Genomic DNA, 25,351 nt, shown 5'->3' with positions numbered 1-25,351 from the left:
CGGACGACGAGAGTCGCGTTACGCCAGTCTGAACCGATGACCATGCAGCGCCTGCCCCGGCGCTGCGTCAGCATCACAACCCGCGTCAATCCTGTCTGGCCGGCACATACCGGGCCTGCATCAACCCGCTCGGCAACCGCTTCGTATCGTCGAGCCGCAGCAGCGTTTGCGGCAGGTCATTGCTGAACAGCGGAATCCCCTTCCCGAGCACGATCGGCACCCAGCTGAGCGTGATGCTGTCGACGACGCCGGCCGCGATGCCTTCCCGCGCCGTCATGCCGCCGTCCAGATAGACGTGACGATGGCCTTGCTCCGCCAACTGGCCGAGCAGCGTCGTGAGCGCCCCGTCGAATGGTTCTTCGCCGTGGAGCGAAGCCAGTTCCCGACGGGTCATGACCACCATCCGCTTGCCGGCATAGGGCCACGGGTCAAATGTAATCACCGTGTCGTACGTGTTGCGGCCCATCACGATCACGTCGATGTCGTTCATCATCGACGTATAGCCGGTTTCATCCGGCGAGTCCGACGAAAACGCCTCCAGCCATGACAAATCACCGTTCTCACCGGCGATGAATCCATCGAGACTGAGGGCGAGAAACACGCTGACTCGAGGGCGCATACGGGAATCCTTTCAGAAATGTAAGGACGACGAGTATAGCCACGATCGACGTGCTCTGCCGCGACATTGGCAGGACGTCCCCGTTTACGGTTGTCGCATTCGCTCGCATGCGGTGTCGCCCGCCATCCGGTCGATCGCCGCCCCGCTCTCCAGTGTCGAATTACGCGCTCATGATCGCGCTCGCGGCCAGTCGCCCAAGCTGGGGCGCCAGGATCACGCCGGGATGCGCGACGACGGCATAAACCCCGGCAACACCCGGCAAAAATCCGTTGATCGGCGCCCCGTCGTTCGTCATCGGCCGAAGCGCCGATTTCGCGGAGAGCGGCGTGAGGGTCGGCCGATCGGCAAACAGCGCTGAAATATCCGATGCCGTACGGGCAGCGAGAGCGGCAAGCCCGCTGTCCCCCTCTTCCGGTGGATCCGCGGCCGACAGCAGGCTGCCCGACGGGCCGACACGAACCTCCAGGTCCCGCCCGTAGAGCAAGTGGCTGATGAGACCCGGCTCGGCCGAGAAACGCATCAACACGGCCGGCTCCTCGTGAACAGGCAGCGACACACCCAAGCCCGCGGCGATGGCAATCGCGGAAGCAGCGTTCGCCAGGACGACGACATCCGCCGGCACCTGCCCGTGCGAGGTATGTACACCGACAGCATGCCCATTGCGCGTTTCGACCGCTTCGACTGCGCAACCGCATCGAACCTGCGCGCCGGCGGCTTGTGCACCGGCCAGCAACTGATGCGTCAGGTCGATCGGCTCGACCACGAAATCATCCGGTGCCCACGCGATCAACTCGGGAAGCCGAGCAAGACGCGGCTCCATCCGGGCCACCTCTCGACGCCCCAACGCTTCCATTTGCACGCCCGCCGCACGCTGCTCATCGATCAGGGCAGCGGTCTGCACATCTGAGTCCAGCCAGACAAGTGCCCCGCGCGTCGTCACCGGCAACGGGCCCAGCTCACGCTCGAGCCTCGCGAACTCCGGAAGTGCTTCGAGCGTGCGGGAGAACCTGGACGGGTTTTCGGAAGGAAGCGCGCTGCCGGTACCCACCCAGCCGAACGACCAATGAGTCGCGCCGCCTGCAGGCGCCGTGTGCCGTTCCAGCACCGTGACCTGTGCGCCCGATCGCGCAAGGTGCCATGCGATGGATGCCCCGACGATGCCACCGCCGACCACGACGACGCGCAGCGGGTTGTTTCCCATGAGTAACATCCGGAAGTTGCGGGATTCCGACTATACCGTCCGCCCCTCTTCGCCGCTGTGAGGTTGCCTGGCACCCGTCATCGCGAATCGTCTCGACTTCTCGCGCCTGGCATCAAGACGATCAACCGATCGATCCGCTGCACGTGTCGTTCCGGCTCACGAAACAAAAAAGCCCGCCGAGGCGGGCCTTGCTGAAACACCAGACTCGGCACTTCACCGCATGTCCGGAAACACCGGCGCCGTCAGGCACCGATCGAACCACAAAGCATCGTCTCCATCGCCGATCGGCCACATTTCCGCATCGAGTTGCGGCAACCCGGTCACCGGCGCTGACGCGCGGTTGTCGTCACCGGACGCCCCCGCACGCATCCACGCCGATTGCTTTCCGCCGTTGTCGCACGCACTCGCATGCGCCTGCGCTTCGCAGAACGCCACCGGTCGCACCTTCCCGCCGTCGGCCGCACTCACCGAGCGATACTGATAAACCGCACCGGTCGCCCAGTCCTCGCTCTGGCTGCAGACCCGCGCACGATGCTGCACATGGACCGCGCCGAAGCACGCATAGGAAATGTGCGCGCCACTCGCATCGTCGGGAATGAAATCGCAGTTTGCGTCGAAACCGGTGAGCGGGCCGCCCGTGTAATTCGCGAGCCATTTACGCTCGGCCTGCGCGCGCGCGATCAACCCTTTGTTCGATTGATCGGCCAGCACGGCGGTGCGCCGATCAATTGCCTTGCGCACTTCGTCGACGGAAAGCGGGCGGCCTTCGTAATCGGCGTCGAGTCGGTTGTTGCGCGCATCGACCCAGCGGCGTTGGCTGCGCACCAGCATGTCGCGGATAGCCGTGTCCGGCGCGGCCTTCAGCGCACCCACGTACGCCGAATTCATGCGCGCGTCGGCCGCGCGCAGTACGGGGCTCGCGCAGATGCGCTTCTCGATCGGCTGCACGGCTTTGACGCAATCGATCGCGAAGGCAGGTATCGCCACGCCAATGCCCATCATGAACATCGAAGCAAGACCAGCCAGCCTGCCGGCCCATGCCGTTCGAATCCCACGCATGCTCTCTCTCAGTCGGTTTTTCTTGGTCGCACTGCATCGATACGGCATCGCCCGTCACGGCCTGTCGTGCCCGGGCGCTGTGATCGCACTTCGCCGAAGGCGGCTTCCACGCGTCACCGAGCAGCGCCGCTATGGTACGCGCGCCTGCACGAACGCACACCATCGGGCGGGGTGCGCCCCGATGTTCCTTCGCAAGTGACTGGATCTCGATCGACTGGACAACGGTCATGCCCGCCCGAACCCGGCGCGTGCATTCGGTACCGACGGTCACGAACGACCGTCGGCAAGAGGATCCGGCAGGCGGCGGCCGCACATCGTCGCGCCCGAACGCACGATCGGCCGACCCGCACCGCGCTGCTTCGCGGCACCGACGCCCGACGGGTTGCCCGCCGCGGTCGGCCTGCCGCGAAACCGTTACTTCTTTTCCGGCTCCGACGCGCCCGGCTGCTTGAACGGGAACGTGCTGAACATCGACTTCGCCTGGTTCTGCATCTGTTCCTGCATCTGCACGAACATGTTCTTCGACTGCTCGATGTAGCTGGTCATCATCCCTTGCATCATCGGCGCCTGCATGTTCATGAACTGCGACCAGACTTCCGGATTCATCGCATTGCCTTCGTACAGGTTCTTCGACTGATCCGCGAGCTTGTTCTGGATGTCGATGAACGCCTGGATGTTCTTTTCCAGGTACGTGCCCATCATGCCCTGCATCGCATGCCCGTAGAAACGGATGATCTGCGACAGCATCGACGACGAGAACATCGGCACGCCGCCGCTTTCCTCTTCGAGGATGATCTGCAGGAGGATGCTGCGCGTCAGGTCTTCGTTGGATTTCGCATCGACGACCTTGAAGTCCTCCTGCTCGAGCACGAGCTGCTTCACGTCGGTCAGCGTAATGTACGTGCTTGTCTCGGTATCGTAGAGCCGACGGTTCGGGTACTTCTTGATGAGCCGTTCGGCCGTCTTCTTTGTAGTAGTCATGTAACGCCTTTGAGTGCAGCGTAGCGGAAGTGACGAATCCCCGCCGCCCGAATCCGGGAGGCGGGGGCCTTCGGAAAACGCCCGGCTGCGCGGCCACCCGGCCCGCGCAGCGCGGACGCTCAGCCCATGTGCAGGCCGCCGTTCAGCGAGAAGTCGGCGCCCGTCGCGAAACCGGAATCGTTCGACGCGAGCCACGCGACGATCGAACCGATTTCCTCCGGCCCGCCGAGACGCCGCACCGGGATCGTCGCGACGATCTTCTCGAGCACGTCCGGGCGAATCGCCTTCACCATGTCGGTGCCGATGTAGCCCGGCGACACGGTGTTGACCGTCACGCCCTTCGTCGCGACTTCCTGTGCGAGCGACATCGTGAAGCCGTGGATGCCGGCCTTCGCGGTCGAGTAGTTGGTCTGGCCGAACTGCCCCTTCTGGCCGTTCACCGACGAAATGTTGACGATCCGGCCCCAGCCGCGTTCGACCATCCCGTCGATCACCTGCTTCGTCACGTTGAACAGGCTCGTCAGGTTGGTGTCGATCACGGCCGTCCAGTCTTCGTGCGTCATCTTGCGGAACACGACGTCGCGCGTGATGCCCGCATTGTTGACCAGCACGTCGATCTCGCCGACTTCAGCCTTGACCTTGTCGAATGCTTCCTTGGTCGAGTCCCAGTCGCCGACGTTGCCTTCCGACGCGATGAAATCGTACCCGAGCGCCTTCTGGTCCTCGAGCCATTTCACACGGCGCGGCGAGTTCGGGCCGCAACCTGCGACCACCTTGAAGCCGTCTTTCAACAGGCGCTGGCAGATGCTGGTGCCGATGCCGCCCATCCCGCCCGTTACGTACGCAATTCGCTGAGACATAAATCTCACTCCATTTTTTGGTTTCGAGAGCTGCCGGAGGCCCCCTCTGACTTCACGTGACGCCGGCCGAAGCCGCAATCGGCCGGCACACGGATTCGGTTCGCTGGTCGCGAACGACCGCTTATGGACGGCCGGTTACGGACGCTCGACCGCGAGCGCGACGCCCATCCCGCCGCCGATGCACAGCGACGCCAGCCCGCGCTTCGCATCGCGCTTGGCCATCTCGTGCAGCAGCGTCACCAGGATCCGGCAGCCCGACGCACCGATCGGGTGGCCGATCGCGATCGCCCCGCCGTTCACGTTCACCTTCGACGTGTCCCAGCCCATCTGCTTGTGCACCGCCAGCGCCTGCGCCGCGAACGCCTCGTTGATCTCCATCAGGTCCAGGTCGCCCGGCGTCCAGCCCGCGCGCTCCAGGCACCGGCGCGATGCCGGCACCGGGCCCATGCCCATCACGCTCGGATCCACGCCCGCGTTCGCATACGCCTTGATCCGCGCCAGCGGCGTCAGGCCAAGTGCCGCCGCCTTCTGCGCCGACATCACCAGCACCGCCGCTGCGCCGTCGTTCAGCCCCGACGCGTTCGCCGCCGTCACCGAGCCGTCCTTCGAGAACGCCGGCTTCAGCCCCGCCAGCGATTCCGCCGTCACGCCGTGACGCACGAATTCGTCCGTCGCGAACTGCAGCGGCTCGCCCTTGCGTTGCGGAATCGCCACCGGCACGATTTCATCGTTGAAGCGGCCGGCCTTCTGCGCGGCTTCCGCCTTGTTCTGCGACAGCGCCGCGAACGCGTCCTGCTCTTCGCGCGTGATCCCGTATTCCTTCGCGACGTTCTCCGCCGTGATGCCCATGTGGTACTGGTTGTACACGTCCCACAGACCGTCGACGATCATCGTGTCGACCAGCTTCGCGTCGCCCATCCGGAACCCGTCGCGCGAGCCCGGCAGCACGTGCGGCGATGCGCTCATGTTCTCCTGGCCGCCCGCGATCACGATCTCCGCGTCGCCCGCGACGATCGCGTTCGCCGCCAGCATCACGGCCTTCAGGCCCGAGCCGCACACCTTGTTGATCGTCATCCCCGGCACTGCGCTCGGCAGCCCGGCCTTGATCAGCGACTGCCGCGCCGGGTTCTGCCCGGAACCGGCCGTCAGCACCTGGCCCATGATCACTTCGCTGACCTGATCGGGCTTCACGCCCGCACGCTCCAGCACCGCGCGGATCACCGTCGCGCCCAGCTCGGGCGCCGCAATCTTCGCAAGCGAACCGCCGAATTTGCCGACCGCGGTCCGCGCGGCCGATACGATCACTACGTCCGTCATTTCCCTTTCCTCCAGGCCCGCACGACACGGCGCATCGCTACCGGCCCTGTTAAAAAAACTGCGGTGCACCGGACAGCCTGCGCCGCTGTCCGGTTTTCGTCAATCGCGCTGCAACACGTAACGCCCCGGCGCCGGCTCGATCTCCGGGAACTGCGCGGTACCGGGCTGGGCGGGCGGCTCCACCTTGCGGCCGCCGTACTGGTCGAGCCATTCGACCCAGGTCGTCCACCAGCTTCCCGGTTGCTCCGCTGCACCGGCGAACCAGTCGTCCGCCGATTCGGGCAGGTCGCTGTCGTTGACCCAGTAGCTGCGCTTCTTCTTCGCCGGCGGATTGATCACGCCCGCGATGTGCCCTGATGCGCCGAGCACGAACTTCAGCGGTCCCGACAGGATCGACGTCGACGCATAGGCCGTCTGCCACGGCACGATGTGATCCTCGCGCGAGCCGTAGATGAAGGTCGGCACGTCGATCAGCGTCAGGTCGACCGATTCGCCGCATACGGTCAACGCACCCGGTTCGCGCAGCTTGTTCTCGAGATAGGTATTGCGCAGGTACCACGCGTACATCGGGCCCGGCAGGCTCGTCGAATCGCTGTTCCAGTACAGCAGGTCGAACGGCGCCGGCGTGCGGCCCTTCAGGTAGTTGTCGACGACGTAGTTCCACACGAGGTCGTTCGGCCGCAGGAACGAGAACGTGTTCGCGAACTCGACGCCGCGCATCAGCCCCGGCTGCGTGCCGTTCTTGCCGCCGATGGTCTGCTCGCGCATCTGCACGTGCGCCTCGTCGACGAATACGTCGAGAATGCCGGTGTCGGTGAAGTCGAGCATCGCGGTGAGCAGCGTCATCGAGGCAGCCGGATGTTCGCCGCGCGCGGCGAGCACCGCGAGCGCGGTCGCGAGCATCGTGCCGCCGACGCAGAAGCCGAGCGTGTTGATCTGTTCACGGCCGCTGACCTGCTGCACGGCGTCGATCGCCGCGAGCAGCCCTTCGTTCATGTAGTCGTCCCACGTCTTGTGCGCGACCGATGCGTCCGCATTGCGCCACGACACGAGGAACACCTGATGACCGTTCGACAGCGCGTGCGCGACGAGCGAATTCTCGGGCTGCAGGTCGAGGATGTAGAACTTGTTGATGCAGGGCGGCACGATCAGCAGCGGCCGCTCGAATACCTCGCCAGTCTTCGGCGTGTACTGGATCAGCTGGATCAGGTCGTTCTCGTAGACGACCGCACCTTCAGTACACCCGAGGTTCTTGCCGACCACGAACTGCGATTCGTCGGTCTGCGAAATCTTGCCGCGCTGCATGTCGCCGAGCAGGTTCATCATCCCCTGCCGCAGGCTTTCGCCCTGCGTCTCGAGGATCGATTTCTGTGCGTCGGGATTGAGGGCGAGGAAGTTGCTCGGCGCGGCCGCGGCCGTCCATTGCTGGACCGTGAAACGAATGCGCTCGCGGGTCTTCGGATCGGTCTGCAGCGCGTCGGCCAGTTCCTGCAGGTAGCGCGCGTTGAGCAGATACCAGGCCGCCGCGAACGCATGCGCCGGCGACGCCTTCCACGCATCGCCGCTGAAGCGGCGGTCCTTCAGTTCGGGCGACTCGAGCTTCGCGGCGGCTGCCTGCTGCATCAGCGCCATGCAATCGCGCGCGTAGTCGGCCTGCAGCGCCTGCAGCCGCTCGGGCGGAATCGCGGCGGCCGGCAGCTTCAGCCCGGCGAACGGCGACGCCATCGCGCCGAAATCGGGCATCGACGGCATCTGAAACGGAAACGATGTCGGGAACTGGAATGTCGCGAACGGATTCACGGTGGCCGACGCAGTCGCGGCGCGCGCCGGATCTGCAAAACCGCGCCACGCGTTCAACCACGACTCGAACATCTGCTGCATCGGCTGGGCGGCCGGATCGAAACCAATGCTGCCCGAAGAAGTGCCCGCCTGAGCGGACGTCGACGATTTTTTCGATGCTGTCATTACCTGCCTTACCGGTGATTCGTGAGCGTCTATCGTGAAATCCTGCTCGCGCGCGGCATGCCGGTTGCGAGCCGGGCCGTCATGCTCTGGAGAGGCGTCTCCAGATTCTGCCGCAGTGCGGTATTTTTATCATTATCGTTTTCCCCATGTGAAGCGCCATGTCAAACCGCTGAACATTTCAGTACGGAGATAATCCTCGCACAACAGACGGGACAAGGGTTCCGGAGAAACATAAAACATTTTGATTGACTTGACTTCGCGATTATTCATTCAATCGCGCATGCGGCACGGCATGGCCGCCGAAATATCGAGATAACCCGATTTTGCGGCGCAGCAATTCTCACCCGCATGCGCATCCCGTCAATCGGCCAGCCAGATCGCGGCCGCCATGCGGCCCGTCACGCGGTCGCGCCGGTACGAATAGAAGCGCGCCTGTTCGGTGACCGTACAGGCCGCCCCGCCGCTCACGTGCGCAACACCGGCACGCGCAAGACGCAGGCGCGCGAGCGCATAGAGATCGGCGAGAAACTTGCCCGGCGCGCCATCGATCGCGACGAACGCAAGCCGGGTTTCATCATGCTCCGACTGCGGGGCCGTGTCGAGAAACGCGTCACGCACGTCGGCGCCGACCTCGAACGCCCGCGGGCCGATCGCCGGCCCGAGGTACGCATGAAGCGCATCCGTCGCGCCGCCCGCGAGTGACGCGACATGCGCTGCGGTCTGCTCGACGATGCCGGCCGCCAGCCCGCGCCAGCCCGCATGCGCGGCGCCAACGGCACGGCCCTGCGTGTCGCACAGCAGCACGGGCAGGCAATCCGCGACCATCACGACGCAGACGGCGCCCGCCCGGTCGGTAACACTCGCGTCGGCCTGCACCGGCGCCGCAGCCGCGGGCGCCGCCGCGATCACCTCGTCCGCGCGCACGATCTGCGCACCGTGAACCTGCTCGAGCCAGGCGGCGCTCGACTGGCCTGCCAGCGCGAGCAAGCGTGCGCGATTCCCGGCGACATGGACCGGGTCGTCGCCGGTATGCAGGCCGAGATTCATCCCGCCCGGCAGCGCGTCGCCGCCCTGCCAGCGCCCGTACGGGCCTTCGCTCACTCCGCCGTCACGTGTCGTGATCAGCGCGCGCACGCGCGGCGACACCTGCCAGTCGGGCTGTACGCAGTCCTGCCACGTCAACGGCGCCAGGTTCGTCATCGGCACTCACTCCTCCTCATCGTCCAGGTACGGCTCGTCATCGTGATACTCGCCGCCGAAATCGTCATCGTCGTAGACACCGTCATCGTCGTCGAATTCCTCGTCGCCCTGCCCGAAGCCGAGCGCCGCGACGAGCGCGTTCATGTCGTCCGGCAACGGGCAGCGCCATTGCATCGCCTTGCCCGTAACCGGATGCACGAGACCGAGCCGCCATGCATGCAGCGCCTGTCGCGCGAACCCGTCCGGCAGCGGCATGACCGAGCGCTTGCCGCGCGCGCGCCCGTACACGGGATCGCCGAGCAGCGGGTGCCCGGCGTGCGCGCAGTGCACGCGGATCTGGTGCGTGCGACCGGTCTCGAGATCGCACTGGATCGCCGAAACCGGCTGACGTTGCCACAGACATGTGTCAACCGTGCGGAAATGCGTGCGCGCGGGCTTGCCCGATGCGCCCGTGACGACGGCCATGCGCGTGCGCTCGCGCGGATCGCGGCCGATCGGCGCGTCGATCGTGCCTTCCTCGGGCATCGTGCCCCACACGAGCGCGAAATAGCGGCGCTTCACCGTGCGCGCCTGCAACTGGCGCACGAGGTCCGTCTGCGCGGCCAGCGTGCGCGCCACCACCATCAGGCCCGACGTCTCCTTGTCGAGCCGGTGGACGATCCCCGCGCGCGGCAGGCCGGCCGCCGCGTCGCCATAGCGATGCAGCAGCCCGTTGAGGATCGTGCCGCTCCAGTTGCCGGCGGCCGGGTGCACGACGAGGCCGGCCGGCTTGTTGATGACGACGAGCGCGTCGTCCTCGTAGATCACGTCGAGCGGCACGGGCTCCGGCGTGAAAGCGAGCTGCTCGGGGAGCAGGTCGGGCACGAGCTCGATCTTCGCGCCGAGCGGCACCGGCTGGCGGATCTTCGCCGGCGCGCCGTCGACGAGCACGCGCTGCGCCTCGATCCAGCTCTGCAGGCGGCTGCGCGAGAATTCGGGGAACAGTTGGGCAAGCGCCTTGTCGAGGCGTTCCCCCGCGAGCGACAGCGGCACTTCGACGACGCGCGGCGCTTCATCGACCGCCGCGGACGGCACGACGGGCGGCTGCATTGCGTCGCCGGTCAGATCGTCATCGAGGGAATCCCCCGAGGCAGCGTCGGCGGGCCGATCGCTTGGGCTATAATCTTCGCGATTTGGTGTGCCCGGCTGGGCATTCTGCGAACTTGAACGGGTCATTTAGACTGGGTCACCGAGACTTGAAGCTAGGACATGCGAGCATGATGAATTCGACCAAACGTACGGCCAGAACCGTCGCCGCCCGGGCTGCGGCGGTAGCGGCCGTGGCCCTCATCGCCGGCTGCCACGGCTTGCCGCAGAAGCAGGACGAGACGGCTACCTGGTCGAACAACAAATTATACTCAGAGGCCCAGGACGCACTGTCCGGCGGCGACTGGGGCAAGTGCGCGAAATATTTCGAATCGCTGCAAGGTCGCGATCCGTTCGGCCATTTCGCGCAACAGGCACAGATCAACGTTGCATACTGCAACTGGAAGGATAACGAAGCGGCCGCCGCCGACCAGGCCGTCGATCGCTTCATCCAGCTCCACCCCGATCATCCGGATATCCCGTACGCGTACTACCTGAAGGGGATGATCCACTTCAACGACGATCTCGGCCTGTTCGGCCGCTTCTCCGGCCAGGACATGAGCGAGCGCGATCCGCAGGCACTGCGCGAATCGTACGATGCGTTCAAGGTCGTCGTCGACCGCTTCCCGAAGAGCAAGTACGCGCCCGACGCCGCCGCGCGGATGCGCTACATCGTCAACGCGCTCGCCTCGCACGAAGTGCACGCGGCCGACTACTACTACCGGCGCGGCGCCTACGTCGCGGCCATCAACCGCGCGCAGCTCGCGATCAAGGACTACAAGGGCGCCCCGGCGATCGAGGACGCGCTGCACATCATGATCCTGTCGTACGGCAAGCTGAACCAGCCGGAACTCGCCGAAGACACGAAGCGCGTGCTCGCCGGCACGTTCCCCGACAGCCCGTACGTCACGGGCCACTCGCGCCCCGGCGCGAAGAAGTCGTGGTGGCAGTTCTGACGAAAGCACCGTGCAGCACGCGCTGCACGAACAAAAAACCCGGCCATCGAGCCGGGTTTTTTATTGGCGCCGCGTTCAGGCGGCGCCGGTGCGATCGCGCGACGATCGTCGCGCGCGCCATCACGAGCGCTTTGCCGAACGGTGCTCGTCGAAGAAATCCTCGACGACCGCGATCTCGCGGGTCCGCTTGAACGGCGGCAGGCTCTGCCAGATCCGGCGTCCGTAGGGCTTGTCGACGAGCCGCGTGTCGCAGATCATCAGCACGCCGCGATCCGTCTCCGCGCGAATCAGCCGGCCCGCGCCCTGCTTCAGCGTGATCACGGCCTGCGGCAACTGGTGCACGGCGAACGGGCTGAGCCCCTTCTTCGTCAGCGCGTCGAGCCGCGCGGCCAGCACCGGATCGTCCGGCGGCGCGAACGGCAGCTTGTCGATCACGACGAGCGACAGCGCGTCGCCGCGCACGTCGACGCCTTCCCAGAAACTCTGGCTGCCGACCAGGATCGCGTTGCCGTACGCACGGAAACGGTCGAGCAGTTCGGTGCGGCTCGCATCGCCCTGCACGAGCAGCGGCGTGTTCCAGCCGCGCGATTCGATCACGTCGCGCAGCTTCGACGCGATCCGGTCGACCGCGCGCAGCGTCGTGCACAGCATGAACACGCCGCCACCGGACGCCTCGATCGCTGGCAGCGCGGCGTCGAAGACGGCATCGGTAAACGCCGGCGAAGACGGCTGCGGCAGGTTGCGCGGCACATACAGCAGCCCTTGCGACTGGTAGTCGAACGGGCTTGCGAGCGTCATCGAGCGACGCGAGCTGAGACCCATCTGCGCCGCGTAGTGCGTGAAATCGCCGCGCACCGACAGCGTGGCCGACGTGAACACCCATGCACGCGGCACGCCTGCGCGCTGCTTCGCGAAAATCGGCGCAACCGACAGCGGCGTTTCATGCAACTGGACGGTATGCGCGAACACCTCGACCCAGCGCACCTTCTCGTTCGGATCGCCGTCGGATGCCGCCTTGTCGCCTGCCGCCGCAGCATCGGCCTTCGCAGCCGCTTCCGTCGCGCCGGGAGCGACCCAGCCGGCCAGCAGGTCCTGCAGCTCGCGGGCGCGCCGCAGGCACGCGCCGAGCGATTCCGCCCGCTCGGCCTGGCTCGCCAGCGCCGACGCGAGCGCGTCGAGTGCCGTCTCGAGCGCGTCAAGCGCACCGAACATCGGGTGGTCGTCACCAAGCTGCGCGAGCGACATCCGCACGATCTGGTCGTTCGCGAATGCGAGACGCAGGTCGCGCGCCGCGCGCTCGAGATCGCCGCCGAGCTTCACCCACTCGACCGCGTCGCGCGCATGGCTCAGGCCTTCCGCCACCGTGTCGCGTGCGAGCTCGAGAATCTGCGTGGTCGACAGCGTCTCGCCGAAGAACAGCGTCGCCGTTTCCGGCAACTGGTGCGCTTCGTCGAAGATGACCGTGTTCGCGTTCGGCAGCAGCTCGGCCATCCCCGTATCGCGCAGCATGATGTCCGCGAAGAACAGGTGGTGGTTGACGACGACGACGTCGGCCTGCTGCGCCTCGCGCCGCGCCTGCATCACGAAGCACTCCTTGTAATGCGGGCATTCCTGGCCGAGACAGTTGTCGCGCGTCGACGTGACCATCGACCACACGGGCGCCGTTTCCGGCACGCTCGCGAGCTCGGCCTTGTCGCCGCTCTTCGTGATCTTCGCGAAACGGACGATTTCCTGCAGATAAGCCGTGTCCTGCCGCGACGGCAACCGGCCGTTGTCGGCCGTGCGTTGCAGGTAGTAGTGGCACAGGTAGTTCGAGCGACCCTTGAGCATCGCGACCGACACCGGCACCGCGAGCGCGTTGCGCACGGTCGGGATGTCGCGCGCGAACAACTGGTCCTGCAGGTGCTTCGTGCCGGTCGACACGATCACCTTGCCGCCCCACAGCATCGCGGGCACGAGGTACGCATAGGTCTTGCCGGTACCCGTGCCGGCCTCGACGATCAGCGTGTTGTCGCCGGCATCGCTGTCGGGTTCGGCTGCAGCGGCGTCCGCGCCCGGCTCGGCCGATTTGTCGCCGTCGCCGAGGCGGCGCGCCGGCCGCTTGCGGGTTTCGAAGATCTCGGGCTCGGGCATCCGGCGCGCGGACGCTTCCATCGCGGACGCGACGGCGCGCGCCATCTCGATCTGCGACGTACGCGGCCGATAGCCGTCGAGCGCACGCGCCAGCAATCCGCCTTCACCGAAGATCGTGTCGAGTTCGTCGACGCGCTTGCGGCTCAGTTCAAAGGTGCCTTCGGGCGCACGTGCGCGCCCGGCGGACGATACGTCGCGCCGGGCATCGGGGGTGGCTTCAAGCGGTGAATTCAAGGCAAGCGTTCCTGTGTCCAGCGCCCGGGCGGCGCCGGCGCTTGCCAGGCCGCGCTCAGGCGCGCTTATCCGGTTCCAGCTGCGATTGCAGCAAAATGATTTTGTCCTTGGCCGCCAGCTTTTCCTTCTTCAGGCGGTGCAGCGTGATGTCGTCGATGTCGGAGTGTCCTTCCTTCAGCTCGATCTCCCGAGCGAGCTGCTGGTGCTGCTCCTGCAATGCAGCCAAACGGTTGTGCAATTCCTGCTGCTGTTCCGTGGGACGGTTTTGCATACTTGCCTCCTCATCGAAGCAGCGCGCCGGCTGGCGTGCCAGCGCGCACGAGACTGATTCCGGATCAATCCAACACGTTACTGCCCCTGCTGTTGCTGTTGCTTCTGCTGCGCCTTCTCGGCCGCTTCCTTCTGACGCTTCTCGATATCGGCCTTGTGCTGCGCCGCTTCCTTCTGCTTCTGCTCGTAGCGCGCGGCGTTGTCCGACCGCTCCTGCGCCTTCTGCGCGGCCTGCTGGTGCGCCTGGTCGAGCTTGCGCTGGAAGTCGGCCTGCTTCTGGTCGTATGCCTGCTTGCTCGCCGCGTGCTGCGGCCCTTCCGCGCCGCGCTGCGCCTGCTTCAGCGCATTTTGCTCCTGCTTGTCGCGGAACGCAGCCGCGTTTGCCGCGTCGTTCGCCGCGCGCTGCGGCGCTTCCGCCGCATCCTGCGCCTGCTTCAGCGCCTGCTGCTGGTCACGCTGCTGCGCGTGCACCGCACGCTGCTCGTCGTTGAGCGCGAGCTGCTCCTGGCGGATGCTCGCCCGCTCGTCGCGCATCTGTTCACGCGCCTTGCCGAGACAGTGATTGACGAAGAACTTGCTGTAGCAATCGTGCTCCGCCACCGCATAACGATAATCGTTTTCCGCGGAGCGTTGATTGAGCACTTTTTGACGGGCATCGAAATCCGGTGCGGCCGTGGCCGTCACGGTTGCGGCCGAGGCGGCGGCCGGCGCGGTTGCGCCCGAAGCTTGCGCGAGCGCGCCGGAAGGCCCGGCAGACAAAGCCGCGGCAAGCGCTGCGCCGAGCGCGACGAGAGAAATTCGGGAAGTTGGCAACGTCGTAGGAAAGCTGCGGGACATGTGTCAAATTCTATCACCCCCGGCTGGACGCTCCGCCATTTATGGCAAAATGCCCCGCTTCACTCACCCGCGGCATCTGGCCCGTCGGGCCCGCCACGCAGCCCGCCGCTTCGGGCCTGCCGGCCCGCGCCGCGATTTCAGCAGGCAGATCATCCACGACATGACGGAAACCGTAGCACTCAAGATCGTACAGCGCATCGCCACCGAACTGTCCGTCCAGCCGCGCCAGGTCGCGGCGGCCGTGCAACTCCTCGACGAAGGCTCGACCGTTCCGTTCATTGCCCGGTACCGCAAGGAAGTGACCGGCAACCTGGACGACACGCAGTTGCGCCAGCTCGAGGAACGCCTCCTGTATCTGCGCGAGCTCGAGGATCGCCGCGCGGCGATCCTGTCGAGCATCGACGAACAGGGCAAGCTGACCGACGAGCTGCGCGCCGCGATCGACGCGGCCGACAGCAAGCAGGTGCTCGAAGACCTTTATCTGCCGTACAAGCCGAAGCGCCGCACGCGTGCACAGATCGCCCGCGAGGCCGGCCTCGAGCCGCTCGCGCAGGCGCTCCTCGCGAACCCGCTGCTCGACCCGCAGGCCGAGGCTGCCGCATACGTCGACGCCGAAAAGGGCGTCGCCGACGTGAAGGCCGCGCTCGACGGCGCGCGCGACATCCTGTCCGAACAGTTCGGCGAGACGGCCGAGCTGCTCGGCAAGCTGCGCGACTACCTGCACAACCAGGGCGTCGTGTCGTCGGCCGTCGTCGAGGGCAAGGAACACGAGGAAGGCGAGAAATTCCGCGACTATTACGATTACGCGGAAACGATCAAGACCGTGCCGTCGCATCGCGCCCTCGCGCTGTTCCGCGGCCGCAATGCGGGTGTGCTGACGGTCAAGCTCGGTCTCGGCGAAGAGCTCGACGCGCAGGTACCGCATCCCGGCGAAGCGATGATCGCGCGCCATTTCGGCATTGCGAACCAGAACCGCCCGGCCGATAAATGGCTGTCCGACGTATGCCGCTGGTGCTGGCGCGTGAAGGTGCAGCCGCATATCGAGAACGAACTGCTCACGCAATTGCGCGAAACGGCCGAAACGGAAGCGATCCGCGTGTTCGCGCGCAACCTGAACGACCTGCTGCTGGCCGCGCCGGCCGGCCCGAAGGCCGTGATCGGTCTCGACCCCGGCCTGCGCACCGGCGTAAAGGTCGCGGTCGTCGACCGCACCGGCAAGGTGCTCGCGACCGACACGATCTACCCGCACGAACCGCGCCGCGACTGGGACGGCTCGATCGCGAAACTCGCGCGCATCGCCGCGCAGACGCAGGCCGAGCTGATCAGTATCGGCAACGGCACCGCGTCGCGCGAAACCGACAAGCTCGCAAGCGAACTGATCGCGAAACACCCGGAGCTGCGCCTGCAGAAGATCGTCGTGTCGGAAGCCGGCGCGTCGGTCTACTCGGCGTCCGAGCTCGCCGCGAAGGAATTCCCGGAGATGGACGTGTCGCTGCGTGGCGCTGTTTCGATCGCGCGCCGCCTGCAGGACCCGCTCGCCGAGCTGGTGAAAATCGAGCCGAAGGCGATCGGCGTCGGCCAGTACCAGCACGACGTGAACCAGCGCGAACTCGCCCGCTCGCTCGACGCGGTCGTCGAGGATTGCGTGAACGCGGTCGGCGTCGACGCGAACACCGCGTCGGCCCCGCTGCTCGCCCGCGTATCGGGCCTGAACGCGACGCTCGCGCGCAACATCGTCGACTACCGCGATGCGAACGGCCCGTTCCCGTCGCGCGAGCACCTGCGCAAGGTGCCGCGCCTCGGCGACAAGACCTTCGAACAGGCTGCCGGCTTCCTGCGCATCAACGGCGGCGAGAATCCGCTCGACCGCTCGTCGGTGCACCCGGAAGCGTATCCGGTCGTCGAGCGGATGCTCGCGAAGATCAGCAAGCGCATCGACGACGTGCTCGGCAGCCGCGAAGCGCTGTCGGGCCTGTCCCCGGCGGAATTTGTTGACGAACGTTTCGGCCTGCCGACCGTGCGCGACATCCTGTCCGAACTGGAGAAGCCGGGCCGCGATCCGCGCCCCGAATTCAAGACCGCGACATTCCGCGAAGGCGTCGAGAAGGTGTCGGATCTCGTGCCGGGCATGACGCTCGAAGGCGTCGTGACGAACGTCGCCGCGTTCGGCGCGTTCGTGGACATCGGCGTTCACCAGGACGGCCTCGTCCACGTATCCGCGATGTCGACGAAGTTCATCAAGGATCCGCACGAAGTCGTGAAGGCCGGCCAGGTCGTCAAGGTGAAGGTGATCGACGTCGACGTAAAGCGCCAGCGCATCGCGCTGACGATGCGCCTCGACGACGACGCGGCAGCACCCGGCATGCAGTCGCGCGGCGGCCAGGATCGCGGCAACGCGGGGCGCGGCGCCGCCCGCCCGCAGCGTTCGCGCGAGCCGGAGCCGGCCGGCGCGATGGCCGCGGCGTTCGCGAAGCTGAAGCGCTGAGCACGCGAAACGCGTAACGCACGAAAAAGCCCGCCTTCCGGCGGGCTTTTTTGTTGAGTCGTCGTACTCGTTTCCAATATCCGCGATGAAAACCGAATATGCGCGTTTTCATCATCATTCCCCCACGTTTAATCGGCGAATTGAACAATCCGCGTCGTGAGATACGTTTTCTTGACGCTTCACAATCGGTACATAAAATAAATCTGCGAACGGCAGTATTTCGATGCTTCCGCAATACGCAGCGATCTTTCCGCTCAGCGGCAAGGTTCTCCGCGGCCCTCGCGCACGCCGTGCATTTCCGGCCTCCCGTCTTTCAGTCTCGCTGTTTGCAATCGATTCGCGACGCATTGCATCCTGTATTCGCCTGGCCGGCGAACCGGGACGGATTCGCGAAAAATGGATCGGGGAACCATGACAGAAGACCATCTGAAAACCGAACTGGCCGCATTGCGCATTCCCGTTTTCGATGTGCCGTGGGCCGGCGCCTGTTCACCGCACGTCGAGCGAATCGAATCGCGCATGCTCGAATGGGCCGACGCATACGGCATGTTCATCAGCGACGCCTACCGGGAACGCGTCGTGCGCACCCGATACGGCTGGCTCGCCGCGCGCTGCTACCCGAACGCCGATCCTTCCCTGCTGCAGGCGCTCGCCGATTATTTCGTGTGGTTCTTTCTCGTCGACGACCTGTTCGTCGATCGCGTGGAGCCGCTCGGCCCCGATACGTTGCGCAACCTGACCGCGATGATCGATGTGCTCGACTACGAATGCACCGGCCCCCAACCCGTCTATGGCGAGCGAGCGTGGCTCGATCTGTGTCAGCGCCTGCGCGCGCGCCTGTCGGCCGAACATTTCGCGCGCTTCGCACACGGGATGCGGCTGTGGGCCACCACGGCCGGGCTGCAGATTCTCGGCCACCTGAAGGCCGCGCCGGTTGCAATGCCGCAATACGAAACGATCCGGCGCCACACGAGCGGGATGAATCCGTGCCTCACGCTGGCGGACGCGGCCAATTCCGGTGCCGTCCCGCCCGATACGTTTCACCGGCCGGAGATCCAGACGCTGTGCCGGCACGCGAACCATATCGTCTGCTGGAGCAATGACATCCAGAGCGTTGGTGTCGAAGCGCACCAGCCCGGGCAGTTCCGGAACATGGTGCTGATCCACGCGTCGAGCGGCCATACACTGCAGGCAAGCGTCGACTACACGGCCGAGCGTGTACGCAACGAGATCACCGATTTCGTACTGTGCGCCGATGCACTCGCGCGGCACGCCGACACGCGCGTGCGCGGCCTCGTCGACGGCTGCCGATACTGGATACGCGGCTATCTGGATTGGGTTGCGCGGGATACGCAGCGCTATGCGGCTACGTTCGCGGCCGGCGATGCGGACGATCGCGGCCTGATTGCCTGGTCGGAAGACCCGGCGGCGCGCGGCTGAACGGCCGCGCGCCGCACTCGGTCAGATTTCGATCTTCGTGCCGAGCTCGACCACGCGGTTCGCCGGGATCGAGAAGAAGTCGGTCGGCTTCGCGGCGTTCTGGTGCATCCACGCGAACACGCGCTCGCGCCAGATCGACATCCCGGGCAGATGCGTCGGCACGACCGTTTCGCGCGCGAGGAAGAACGACGTGTCCATCAACTCGAACGTCATGTCGTGCGTGCGGCCGAATTCCTCGAGCACGGCCTTCACGTCCGGCGTCTCGTTGAAGCCGTACTCGGCCTTGACGATGTACAGCCCGCCGCCCGCATCACGCGAAGTCTGTCGCTTGTCGTCGCGCACGTAAGGAATGTCGCGCGTGACGAACGTGAGGAAAATGGTCCGCTCGTGCAGCACCTTGTTGTGCTTCAGGTTGTGCAGCAGGCTGACGGGCACGAGCTTGTCGTTGCCGGTCAGGTAGATCGCGGTACCCGACACGCGATGCGGCGGATGCGCGAGCAGCCCCTGCAGGAACGGTTCGAGCGGGATACCGTCGGCCGCCGTGCGCTCCTTGACGATGTGACGCCCCTTGTACCAGGTCATCAGCAGGAAGAACAGCAGCGCGCCGATGCCGAGCGGCAGCCAGCCGCCCTGCGCGACCTTCAGCAGGTTCGCGCCGAAGAAGCCGAGGTCGACCGCGAGGAACACCGCGATGATCGCGCCGACCAGCAGCCGGTTCCAGTTCCACACCTTCACCATCACGACCGCGGCGAGCACGGTCGTGATCACCATCGTCGCCGTCACCGCGATGCCGTATGCGGCCGCGAGGTTGTCGGAGCTCTTGAAGCCGATGACGATGCAGAGGATCACGAACAGCAGCAGCCAGTTCACGACCGGCACGTAGATCTGGCCGATCGCGAGTTCCGACGTATGCAGCACCTTCATGCGCGGCACGTAGCCGAGCTGGATCGCCTGCGACGTCAGCGAATACGCACCCGAGATCACCGCCTGCGACGCGATCACGGTCGCGACCGTCGACAGCACGACGAGCGGCAGCAGCCCCCATTCGGGCGCCAGCAGGAAGAACGGGTTTTCGATCGCTTTCGGGTTCTGGATCAGCAGCGCGCCCTGGCCGAAGTAGTTCAGCACGAGCGACGGCATCACGAGCCCGTAGGCGGCGTAGCGGATCGGCTTTGCACCGAAGTGGCCCATGTCCGCGTAGAGCGCTTCCGCACCGGTCAGCACCAGCACGACCGAGCCGAGCACGACGTAGGCCTGCAGCAGGTGATCGGCCATGAACGACGCCGCGTAATACGGGTTGATTGCCGCGATGATGCCCGGCACGCGCATGATGTGGTACACGCCGAGCGCCGCGATCACGACGAACCACACCACCATGATCGGGCCGAACAGCTTGCCGACCAGTGCGGTGCCGTGGCGCTGGATCCAGAACAGCGCGATCAGGATCACGATCGTGATCGGCAGCACGAGATGGGACAGGTGCGGCGTCGCGATTTCGAGACCTTCGACCGCCGACATCACCGAGATCGCCGGCGTGATCACCGCGTCGCCGTAGAACATGCAGGCGCCGAAGATGCCGAGCGCCATCAGTGCGCCCGTCACGCGGGATTTCGAGTTGAGCGGCCGCAGCGACAGCGCCATCAGCGCGAGCACGCCGCCCTCGCCGTTGTTGTCCGCCCGCATCACGAACAGCAGGTACTTGATGCCGACCACCAGGATGATCGCCCAGAACAGCAGCGAGATCACGCCGAGGATCGAGCCTTCGGTGAGCGGAATGCCGTGTGCGGGGCTGAACGCCTCCTTGAGCGAATACAGCGGGCTGGTGCCGATGTCGCCGAACACGACGCCGATGGCTGCTATCGCTAGCGCCCGCATCGAGTGTTGTTGCGTCGAATGCGGCGCGTGTGCGGCGTCGGTCGCGTGGATCGTGTCGTTCATATGAAGCGTAATAATCGGGTCCGGGTCGGACAAAACGAGCGCTATTCTACTCGCGCCCCCGTGAAACGCCGCCCTGCTCTGTTGCCGTGGAACCACGTGATCCACGCGACGCATGCAATCCGGCGCGAGCTGTGGCAGGGCTGCCAATCATAGCCGGGGTAGCGCCGTCTGCCTACCTGATCCGCGGCATGCGCGACGCCGGCGCGCATGCCGCCACAATGAAAAACGGCGCCGCAAGCGGCGCCGTACAAGGCTTTCCTTCGATCGGCCGGCCGCTTTACGCGCCCGAACCGTCGCGCTGTGCGCGACCGCGCTTGATCCACGCCTCGAGGTTATGCGGGCGAACCGTGTCCCACTCCTCGAACGGCTGATGAATCCACGGATTCGTCGGCAGGAACTGCGTGTGATAGTCGGGCTTGACCTTCGAGCAACCCTTGTACCAGAGCACGGCCGAGCGCACGGCCGTCACCGACGGATAGCGCTCCTTCAGGTGCTCCTGCACGCGCGCAAGCGTGACGCCCGAATCGACGAGATCGTCGACCAGCAGCACGTTGCCTGCCAGGTTGCCGCGCGTCATCGTGATGTACTGCGCGATGTCGAGGTCGCCCTGCTCGGTGCCGGCTGCTTCCCGGTACGAACTCGTCGCGAGGATCGCGAGCGGCACGTCGTAGATGCGCGACAGTTGATCGCCGACGCGCAAGCCGCCACGCGCAAGGCACAGGATCTGGTCGAACTTCCAGCCCGATGCATGCACCTGGAGCGCGAGCAGCTCGATGAGACGGTGATACTCGTCCCAGCCTACCCACAGGTTCTTGTCGTCGTTGCGCGGATCAGTCATCAAGTCTGCCGCCGTCATCGTGATTTGCTGCGTCATCTGGACATTACACCTTGAACGGATGGCGGAGCAGGATCGTTTCGTCGCGGTCCGGGCCCGTCGACACCATGTCGACCGGCACGCCAGCTACTTCCTGGACGCGAGTCAGGTAAGCCTGCGCGTTCGCCGGCAGTGCTTCCCACGTCTTGATGCCGACCGTGCTTTCCTTCCAGCCGGCAAACGTTTCGTACACGGGCTCGCAACGGGCCACGTCGGCGGCGCCGCGCGGCAGGATGTCCGCATCCTTGCCGTCGATCTTGTAGCCGACGCACAGCTTGACTTCGTCGAGGCCGTCGAGCACGTCGAGCTTCGTCATGCACAGGCCCGACACGCCGTTGATCTGGATCGAGCGGCGCAGCGCAGCCGCGTCGAGCCAGCCCGTGCGGCGCGGACGGCCGGTGACCGAACCGAATTCCTTGCCGACATTCGCGAGCGTGACGCCGACCTGGTCCTGACGCTGCGGATTGTCCGCATCGTACAGTTCGCTCGGGAACGGGCCCGAACCGACGCGCGTGCAATATGCCTTCGTGATGCCGAGGATGTAGTTGAGCTTCTGCGGACCCACGCCCGCGCCGGCCGACGCCGCACCTGCGACGCAGTTGCTCGACGTGACGAACGGATAGGTGCCGTGATCGATGTCGAGCAGCGTGCCTTGCGCGCCTTCGAACAGCAGGTTCTGGCCCGCATTGTTCGCGTCGTACAGGCGGCGCGACACGTCGGCCACCATCGGCTTCAGGCGGTCGGCATAACCGAGCATCGTGTCGAGCGTGGCCTGGAAATCGACGGCCGCGGCGCCCAGGTACTGGGTCAGCACGAAGTTGTGGAAATCGAGGTTTTCGCGCAGGCGATCGGCGAAGGTCTTCGCGTCGAACAGGTCCTGCACGCGCAGCGCGCGGCGGCCGACCTTGTCTTCGTACGCGGGGCCGATGCCGCGGCCCGTCGTACCGATCTTGCCCGCGCCCTTGCGCGCTTCGCGCGCCTGGTCGATCGCGATGTGGTACGGCAGGATCAGCGTCGTGGCTTCGGAAATGAACAGACGGTCGCGCACGTTCACGCCGGCTTCTTCCAGCTCGCCGATTTCCTTGAACAGTGCTTCGGGGGACAGGACGACGCCGTTGCCGATGTAGCAGGCGACGCCTTCACGCATGATGCCCGACGGAATGAGGCGCAAGATCGTTTTCTTGCCGCCGATGATGAGGGTGTGGCCGGCGTTGTGACCGCCCTGGAAACGCACGACGCCCTGAGCGTGGTCCGTCAGCCAGTCGACGATCTTGCCCTTGCCTTCATCACCCCATTGCGTTCCCACGACGACGACATTGCGCCCGGGAGTCACGTTCACTGCGCTGGCAGACATGTTGATTCGTTAGCTGGTTAAAAACGTATTCTACCTATGTTCGCGGGCGATTCCGAATTTTTCCGTTTCGCTTCAACGATATGCACGCCGAAGCACGTCCCGCGAACGCCTGTTTATCGGGGTTCGACCACCCATGCGCCGTTGCGCTCGACGAGCGAACGGTCGCAGGCAAACTCGTCGAGCACATGATCGTGGCCCGGCAGCGCCTGGATCACGACCTCGCCCGCATCGCGCAGCGCCGCCACGGCCGCGCTCAGCGCGTCGTCCTGCGCCCACGGCGCGAGAATCGCGGTGCCGCGCGCCTCGACCGGCGAAATCCGCGCGAGCTCGCGCAGGTCGAGCGAGAAGCCCGTCGCCGGACGAGCACGGCCATACGCCTGGCCGACGTGGTCATAGCGGCCGCCCCGCGCAATCGCATTCGGCACGCCGTCGATGTAGGCGCTGAACATCGCACCGCTGTGATACGCGTAGCCGCGCAGGTCACCGAGATCGATCGCCACTTCGGCACCCTTCGCCTGCGCAGCGAGCTGCGCCAGATCGTCGAGCGCCCGCGTGATTTCGGGCAGCACCGGCAACCGCGCACGTGCCTCGGCGAGCACGCTCGCGTCGCCATAGAGGTGCGGCAGCGCGCGCAGCGCGGCGCGCGTGTCGGCACCGAGATCGTCGGTGAGTTCGTTCAGCAGCGGCACGTCCTTGCCCGACAGCGCGTCGTACAGCGACTCGCCGCGCTCGGCAGCCTGCGCGTCGCGCGCCAGCAGCGCCGCGAGCACGCCCGCGTGGCCGAGGTCGAGACGGATGCGCGACAGGCCCGCGAGATGCAACGCGTCGAGCATCAGTTGCTGGATCTCGAGGTCGGCTTCCAGCCCCGCATGCCCGTAGATTTCGGCGCCGATCTGGATCTGCTCGCGCGTCGCGTGCAGGCCTCGCGGACGCGTATGCATCACGTGGCCCGCATAGCAGAGGCGCGTCACGCCCTGACGGTTCAACAGGTGCGCGTCGATCCGCGCGACCTGCGGCGTGATGTCCGCACGCAGGCCGAGGGTACGGCCCGACAACTGGTCGACCAGCTTGAAGGTGCGCAGGCGCAGGTCGGCGCCGCCGCTCGTCAGCAGCGACTCGAGATACTCGAGCAGCGGCGGCATTACCATTTCGTAGCCATACGAACGGAAGCGGTCGAGCAGCCTGCGGCGCAGCTCCTCGATCTTGCGCGCTTCCGACGGCAATACGTCGGCGATATTCTCGGGAAGTAACCAGGTCGACATCGGTACGGTCCTACGACGGGAAACAGCGCGCGACACGCGCGCCGCGATGTGAATCGGAAATTCTGAATTCGGGCGGGACGAACGGCGGATGCGCCGTCTGGATCAGGTCGCGAGCAGCAGCAGTATGAGCCCGAGCACCATCACGATCAGCCCGCCGATCCGGATATGATGCGGCGGCCGCTCAGCTATTCTACGAAACGTGTCGCGCCAGGCGACGGGAAACACGAAGGGGAACGCCCCCTCGATAATCAGCATCAGCGCTACTGCGAGCAACAACGAGCCAGCCAGGTCCATGCGAGCGACGGCGCCGCTCGACGCGGCGCCCCAAGGTCAGTGTTTGCGGGGAGCAGGCGCCGCCGGTGCGGCACCGCCCGTCGGGCTGCGCATGAAGCGGAAGAACTCGCTGTCGGGATCGACGACGATGATGTCGTTGCGCTTGAACGTGTTCCGGTAAGCCTGCAGGCTCGCGTAGAACTGGTAGAACTGCGGATCGCGGCCGAACGCGTCGGCGGCAATCGTCGCTGCCTTCGCATCGCCCTCGCCCTTGAGCGTCTGCGCGGACTTGTACGCGTTCGCGAGCACGGCCTGCTGTTCGCGTTCAGCGTCCGCCTTGATCTGCTCGACGTCGGCCGCGCCTTGCGCACGCACCTGCGCCGCCTGATCGCGCAGCGCGCCGATCATCCGCTGATAGACCGCATCGGTCTGAGCGGCCGGCAAGTCGACGCGCGTCAGCTGGACGTCGACCACGTCGACGCCGAAACCGGACGCCTTCGCCTTCACCTCGTCGCGCGCCGCATCCGCGATCGCACGCTGGCCGCCGAGCGCGTCGTCGAGCGAGCGCTTGCCGAACGCGTCGCCGAGTGCGCTCTTCAGCGCGCCGGCCAGGCGGTCGCCGGCTGCCGACGGGTCGCCACCCGTCGTCGCGAAATACTTCATCGGATCGCTGATCCGATACTTCACCGCGTAGGCGACGAGCAGGTCGTGCTTGTCTTCCGTTGCCAGCTGCAGCGGATCCGACGACTCAAGCGATTGCAGGCGCGTGTCGATCAGCGTGGCCGTCTGCAGCGGCGGCGGCAATTTGAAATGGATGCCCGGGCCCGCCAGCTCGGGCTGCGCGCCTTCGCGCCCCGACAGCACGGCCGCATGGCGCGGATCGACGGTAAGGACTGTCGACGATGCCGCGAAGGCAACGATCACGATTGCGACGACGAGCGCAATGATTCGGTTCATGTTCTGCGCTC

General features: G+C 65.9%; 21 protein-coding genes. 3 read left to right on the top strand and 18 right to left on the bottom strand.

Annotated elements, in window-relative coordinates; translation table 11 throughout:
• Positions 1 to 85: 85 nt before the first annotated feature.
• The 9 genes from BCO18175_RS05705 to BCO18175_RS05665 form a co-directional block, all read right to left on the bottom strand.
• The gene (locus BCO18175_RS05705; protein WP_174979842.1) at positions 86 to 619 is read right to left on the bottom strand and encodes a dihydrofolate reductase family protein; all 534 of its coding nucleotides are present in this window, start codon (positions 617 to 619) and stop codon (positions 86 to 88) included.
• A 160-nt stretch (positions 620 to 779) separates the two neighbouring features.
• On the bottom strand, positions 780 to 1,820 hold the full coding sequence (locus BCO18175_RS05700; protein WP_174979841.1) for an NAD(P)/FAD-dependent oxidoreductase: 1,041 nt from the start codon (positions 1,818 to 1,820) through the stop codon (positions 780 to 782).
• A gap of 213 nt (positions 1,821 to 2,033) precedes the next feature.
• Positions 2,034 to 2,879 carry a lysozyme inhibitor LprI family protein gene (locus tag BCO18175_RS05695; RefSeq protein ID WP_174979840.1) on the bottom strand — a complete coding sequence of 282 codons (846 nt, stop codon included), beginning with the start codon at positions 2,877 to 2,879 and terminating at the stop codon, positions 2,034 to 2,036.
• 414 nt (positions 2,880 to 3,293) lie between these two features.
• The gene (gene phaR, locus BCO18175_RS05690; protein ID WP_006485265.1) at positions 3,294 to 3,860 is read right to left on the bottom strand and encodes a polyhydroxyalkanoate synthesis repressor PhaR; all 567 of its coding nucleotides are present in this window, start codon (positions 3,858 to 3,860) and stop codon (positions 3,294 to 3,296) included.
• A gap of 119 nt (positions 3,861 to 3,979) precedes the next feature.
• A complete protein-coding gene (locus tag BCO18175_RS05685; RefSeq protein WP_011352240.1) occupies positions 3,980 to 4,720 on the bottom strand; it encodes a 3-ketoacyl-ACP reductase in 741 nt (246 codons plus the stop codon).
• Positions 4,721 to 4,855: 135 nt separating this feature from the next.
• Entirely contained in the window at positions 4,856 to 6,037 is a 1,182-nt protein-coding gene (locus tag BCO18175_RS05680; RefSeq protein ID WP_122945538.1) for an acetyl-CoA C-acetyltransferase, read from the bottom strand.
• 99 nt (positions 6,038 to 6,136) lie between these two features.
• Positions 6,137 to 8,002 carry a PHA/PHB synthase family protein gene (locus BCO18175_RS05675; RefSeq protein WP_174967506.1) on the bottom strand — a complete coding sequence of 622 codons (1,866 nt, stop codon included), beginning with the start codon at positions 8,000 to 8,002 and terminating at the stop codon, positions 6,137 to 6,139.
• Positions 8,003 to 8,362: 360 nt separating this feature from the next.
• Positions 8,363 to 9,202, bottom strand: a complete 840-nt coding sequence (gene pgeF, locus BCO18175_RS05670; protein WP_174979839.1) for a peptidoglycan editing factor PgeF — start codon at positions 9,200 to 9,202, stop codon at positions 8,363 to 8,365.
• 6 nt (positions 9,203 to 9,208) lie between these two features.
• On the bottom strand, positions 9,209 to 10,417 hold the full coding sequence (locus tag BCO18175_RS05665) for an RluA family pseudouridine synthase (RefSeq protein ID WP_174979838.1): 1,209 nt from the start codon (positions 10,415 to 10,417) through the stop codon (positions 9,209 to 9,211).
• 41 nt (positions 10,418 to 10,458) lie between these two features.
• On the opposite strand from BCO18175_RS05665, the gene BCO18175_RS05660 reads away from it, so the two are divergent.
• On the top strand, positions 10,459 to 11,283 hold the full coding sequence (locus BCO18175_RS05660) for an outer membrane protein assembly factor BamD (RefSeq protein ID WP_027784570.1): 825 nt from the start codon (positions 10,459 to 10,461) through the stop codon (positions 11,281 to 11,283).
• Between the two features lie 120 nt (positions 11,284 to 11,403).
• Here BCO18175_RS05660 and BCO18175_RS05655 read toward each other — a convergent pair whose 3' ends face one another.
• The 3 genes from BCO18175_RS05655 to BCO18175_RS05645 all read right to left on the bottom strand — a co-directional run bounded on the left by BCO18175_RS05655 (position 11,404) and on the right by BCO18175_RS05645 (position 14,757).
• Positions 11,404 to 13,650, bottom strand: a complete 2,247-nt coding sequence (locus BCO18175_RS05655; protein WP_174979837.1) for an ATP-dependent DNA helicase — start codon at positions 13,648 to 13,650, stop codon at positions 11,404 to 11,406.
• Positions 13,651 to 13,705: 55 nt separating this feature from the next.
• Positions 13,706 to 13,921 carry a YdcH family protein gene (locus BCO18175_RS05650; protein WP_006755091.1) on the bottom strand — a complete coding sequence of 72 codons (216 nt, stop codon included), beginning with the start codon at positions 13,919 to 13,921 and terminating at the stop codon, positions 13,706 to 13,708.
• A 77-nt stretch (positions 13,922 to 13,998) separates the two neighbouring features.
• Positions 13,999 to 14,757: a hypothetical protein gene (locus BCO18175_RS05645; RefSeq protein ID WP_174979836.1), complete on the bottom strand. Its 759-nt coding sequence runs from the start codon at positions 14,755 to 14,757 to the stop codon at positions 13,999 to 14,001.
• A 160-nt stretch (positions 14,758 to 14,917) separates the two neighbouring features.
• Here BCO18175_RS05645 and BCO18175_RS05640 point away from each other — a divergent pair, with 160 nt between their 5' ends.
• A complete protein-coding gene (locus BCO18175_RS05640; RefSeq protein ID WP_174979835.1) occupies positions 14,918 to 17,242 on the top strand; it encodes a Tex family protein in 2,325 nt (774 codons plus the stop codon).
• Positions 17,243 to 17,653: 411 nt separating this feature from the next.
• Entirely contained in the window at positions 17,654 to 18,682 is a 1,029-nt protein-coding gene (locus BCO18175_RS05635) for a terpene synthase family protein (RefSeq protein ID WP_174979834.1), read from the top strand.
• A 21-nt stretch (positions 18,683 to 18,703) separates the two neighbouring features.
• On the opposite strand, the gene BCO18175_RS05630 is transcribed toward BCO18175_RS05635, so the two are convergent.
• The 6 genes from BCO18175_RS05630 to hflC form a co-directional block, all read right to left on the bottom strand.
• Complete coding sequence (locus tag BCO18175_RS05630; protein ID WP_174979833.1) at positions 18,704 to 20,620, bottom strand: potassium transporter Kup; 1,917 nt, start codon at positions 20,618 to 20,620, stop codon at positions 18,704 to 18,706.
• 277 nt (positions 20,621 to 20,897) lie between these two features.
• Positions 20,898 to 21,494 (bottom strand): phosphoribosyltransferase, encoded by a 597-nt coding sequence (locus BCO18175_RS05625; RefSeq protein WP_011352251.1) that lies wholly within the window; start codon positions 21,492 to 21,494, stop codon positions 20,898 to 20,900.
• Positions 21,495 to 21,501: 7 nt separating this feature from the next.
• Positions 21,502 to 22,848 (bottom strand): adenylosuccinate synthase, encoded by a 1,347-nt coding sequence (locus BCO18175_RS05620; protein ID WP_174914845.1) that lies wholly within the window; start codon positions 22,846 to 22,848, stop codon positions 21,502 to 21,504.
• Between the two features lie 113 nt (positions 22,849 to 22,961).
• Positions 22,962 to 24,110, bottom strand: coding sequence for an ATP phosphoribosyltransferase regulatory subunit (locus BCO18175_RS05615; RefSeq protein ID WP_089440226.1), 1,149 nt, complete (start codon positions 24,108 to 24,110; stop codon positions 22,962 to 22,964).
• A gap of 102 nt (positions 24,111 to 24,212) precedes the next feature.
• Positions 24,213 to 24,404, bottom strand: coding sequence for a DUF2065 domain-containing protein (locus BCO18175_RS05610; protein ID WP_011352254.1), 192 nt, complete (start codon positions 24,402 to 24,404; stop codon positions 24,213 to 24,215).
• A gap of 36 nt (positions 24,405 to 24,440) precedes the next feature.
• Entirely contained in the window at positions 24,441 to 25,340 is a 900-nt protein-coding gene (gene hflC / locus BCO18175_RS05605) for a protease modulator HflC (protein WP_174979832.1), read from the bottom strand.
• Between the last annotated feature and the right edge of the window lie 11 nt (positions 25,341 to 25,351).

Origin of the sequence: Burkholderia lata (assembly GCF_902499335.1) — a bacterium.
GTDB classification, from domain to species: Bacteria; Pseudomonadota; Gammaproteobacteria; order Burkholderiales; family Burkholderiaceae; genus Burkholderia; species Burkholderia lata_B.
The sequence above is the reverse complement of the archived record's forward strand: the minus strand, read 5'-3'. Positions and strand labels throughout refer to the sequence as shown.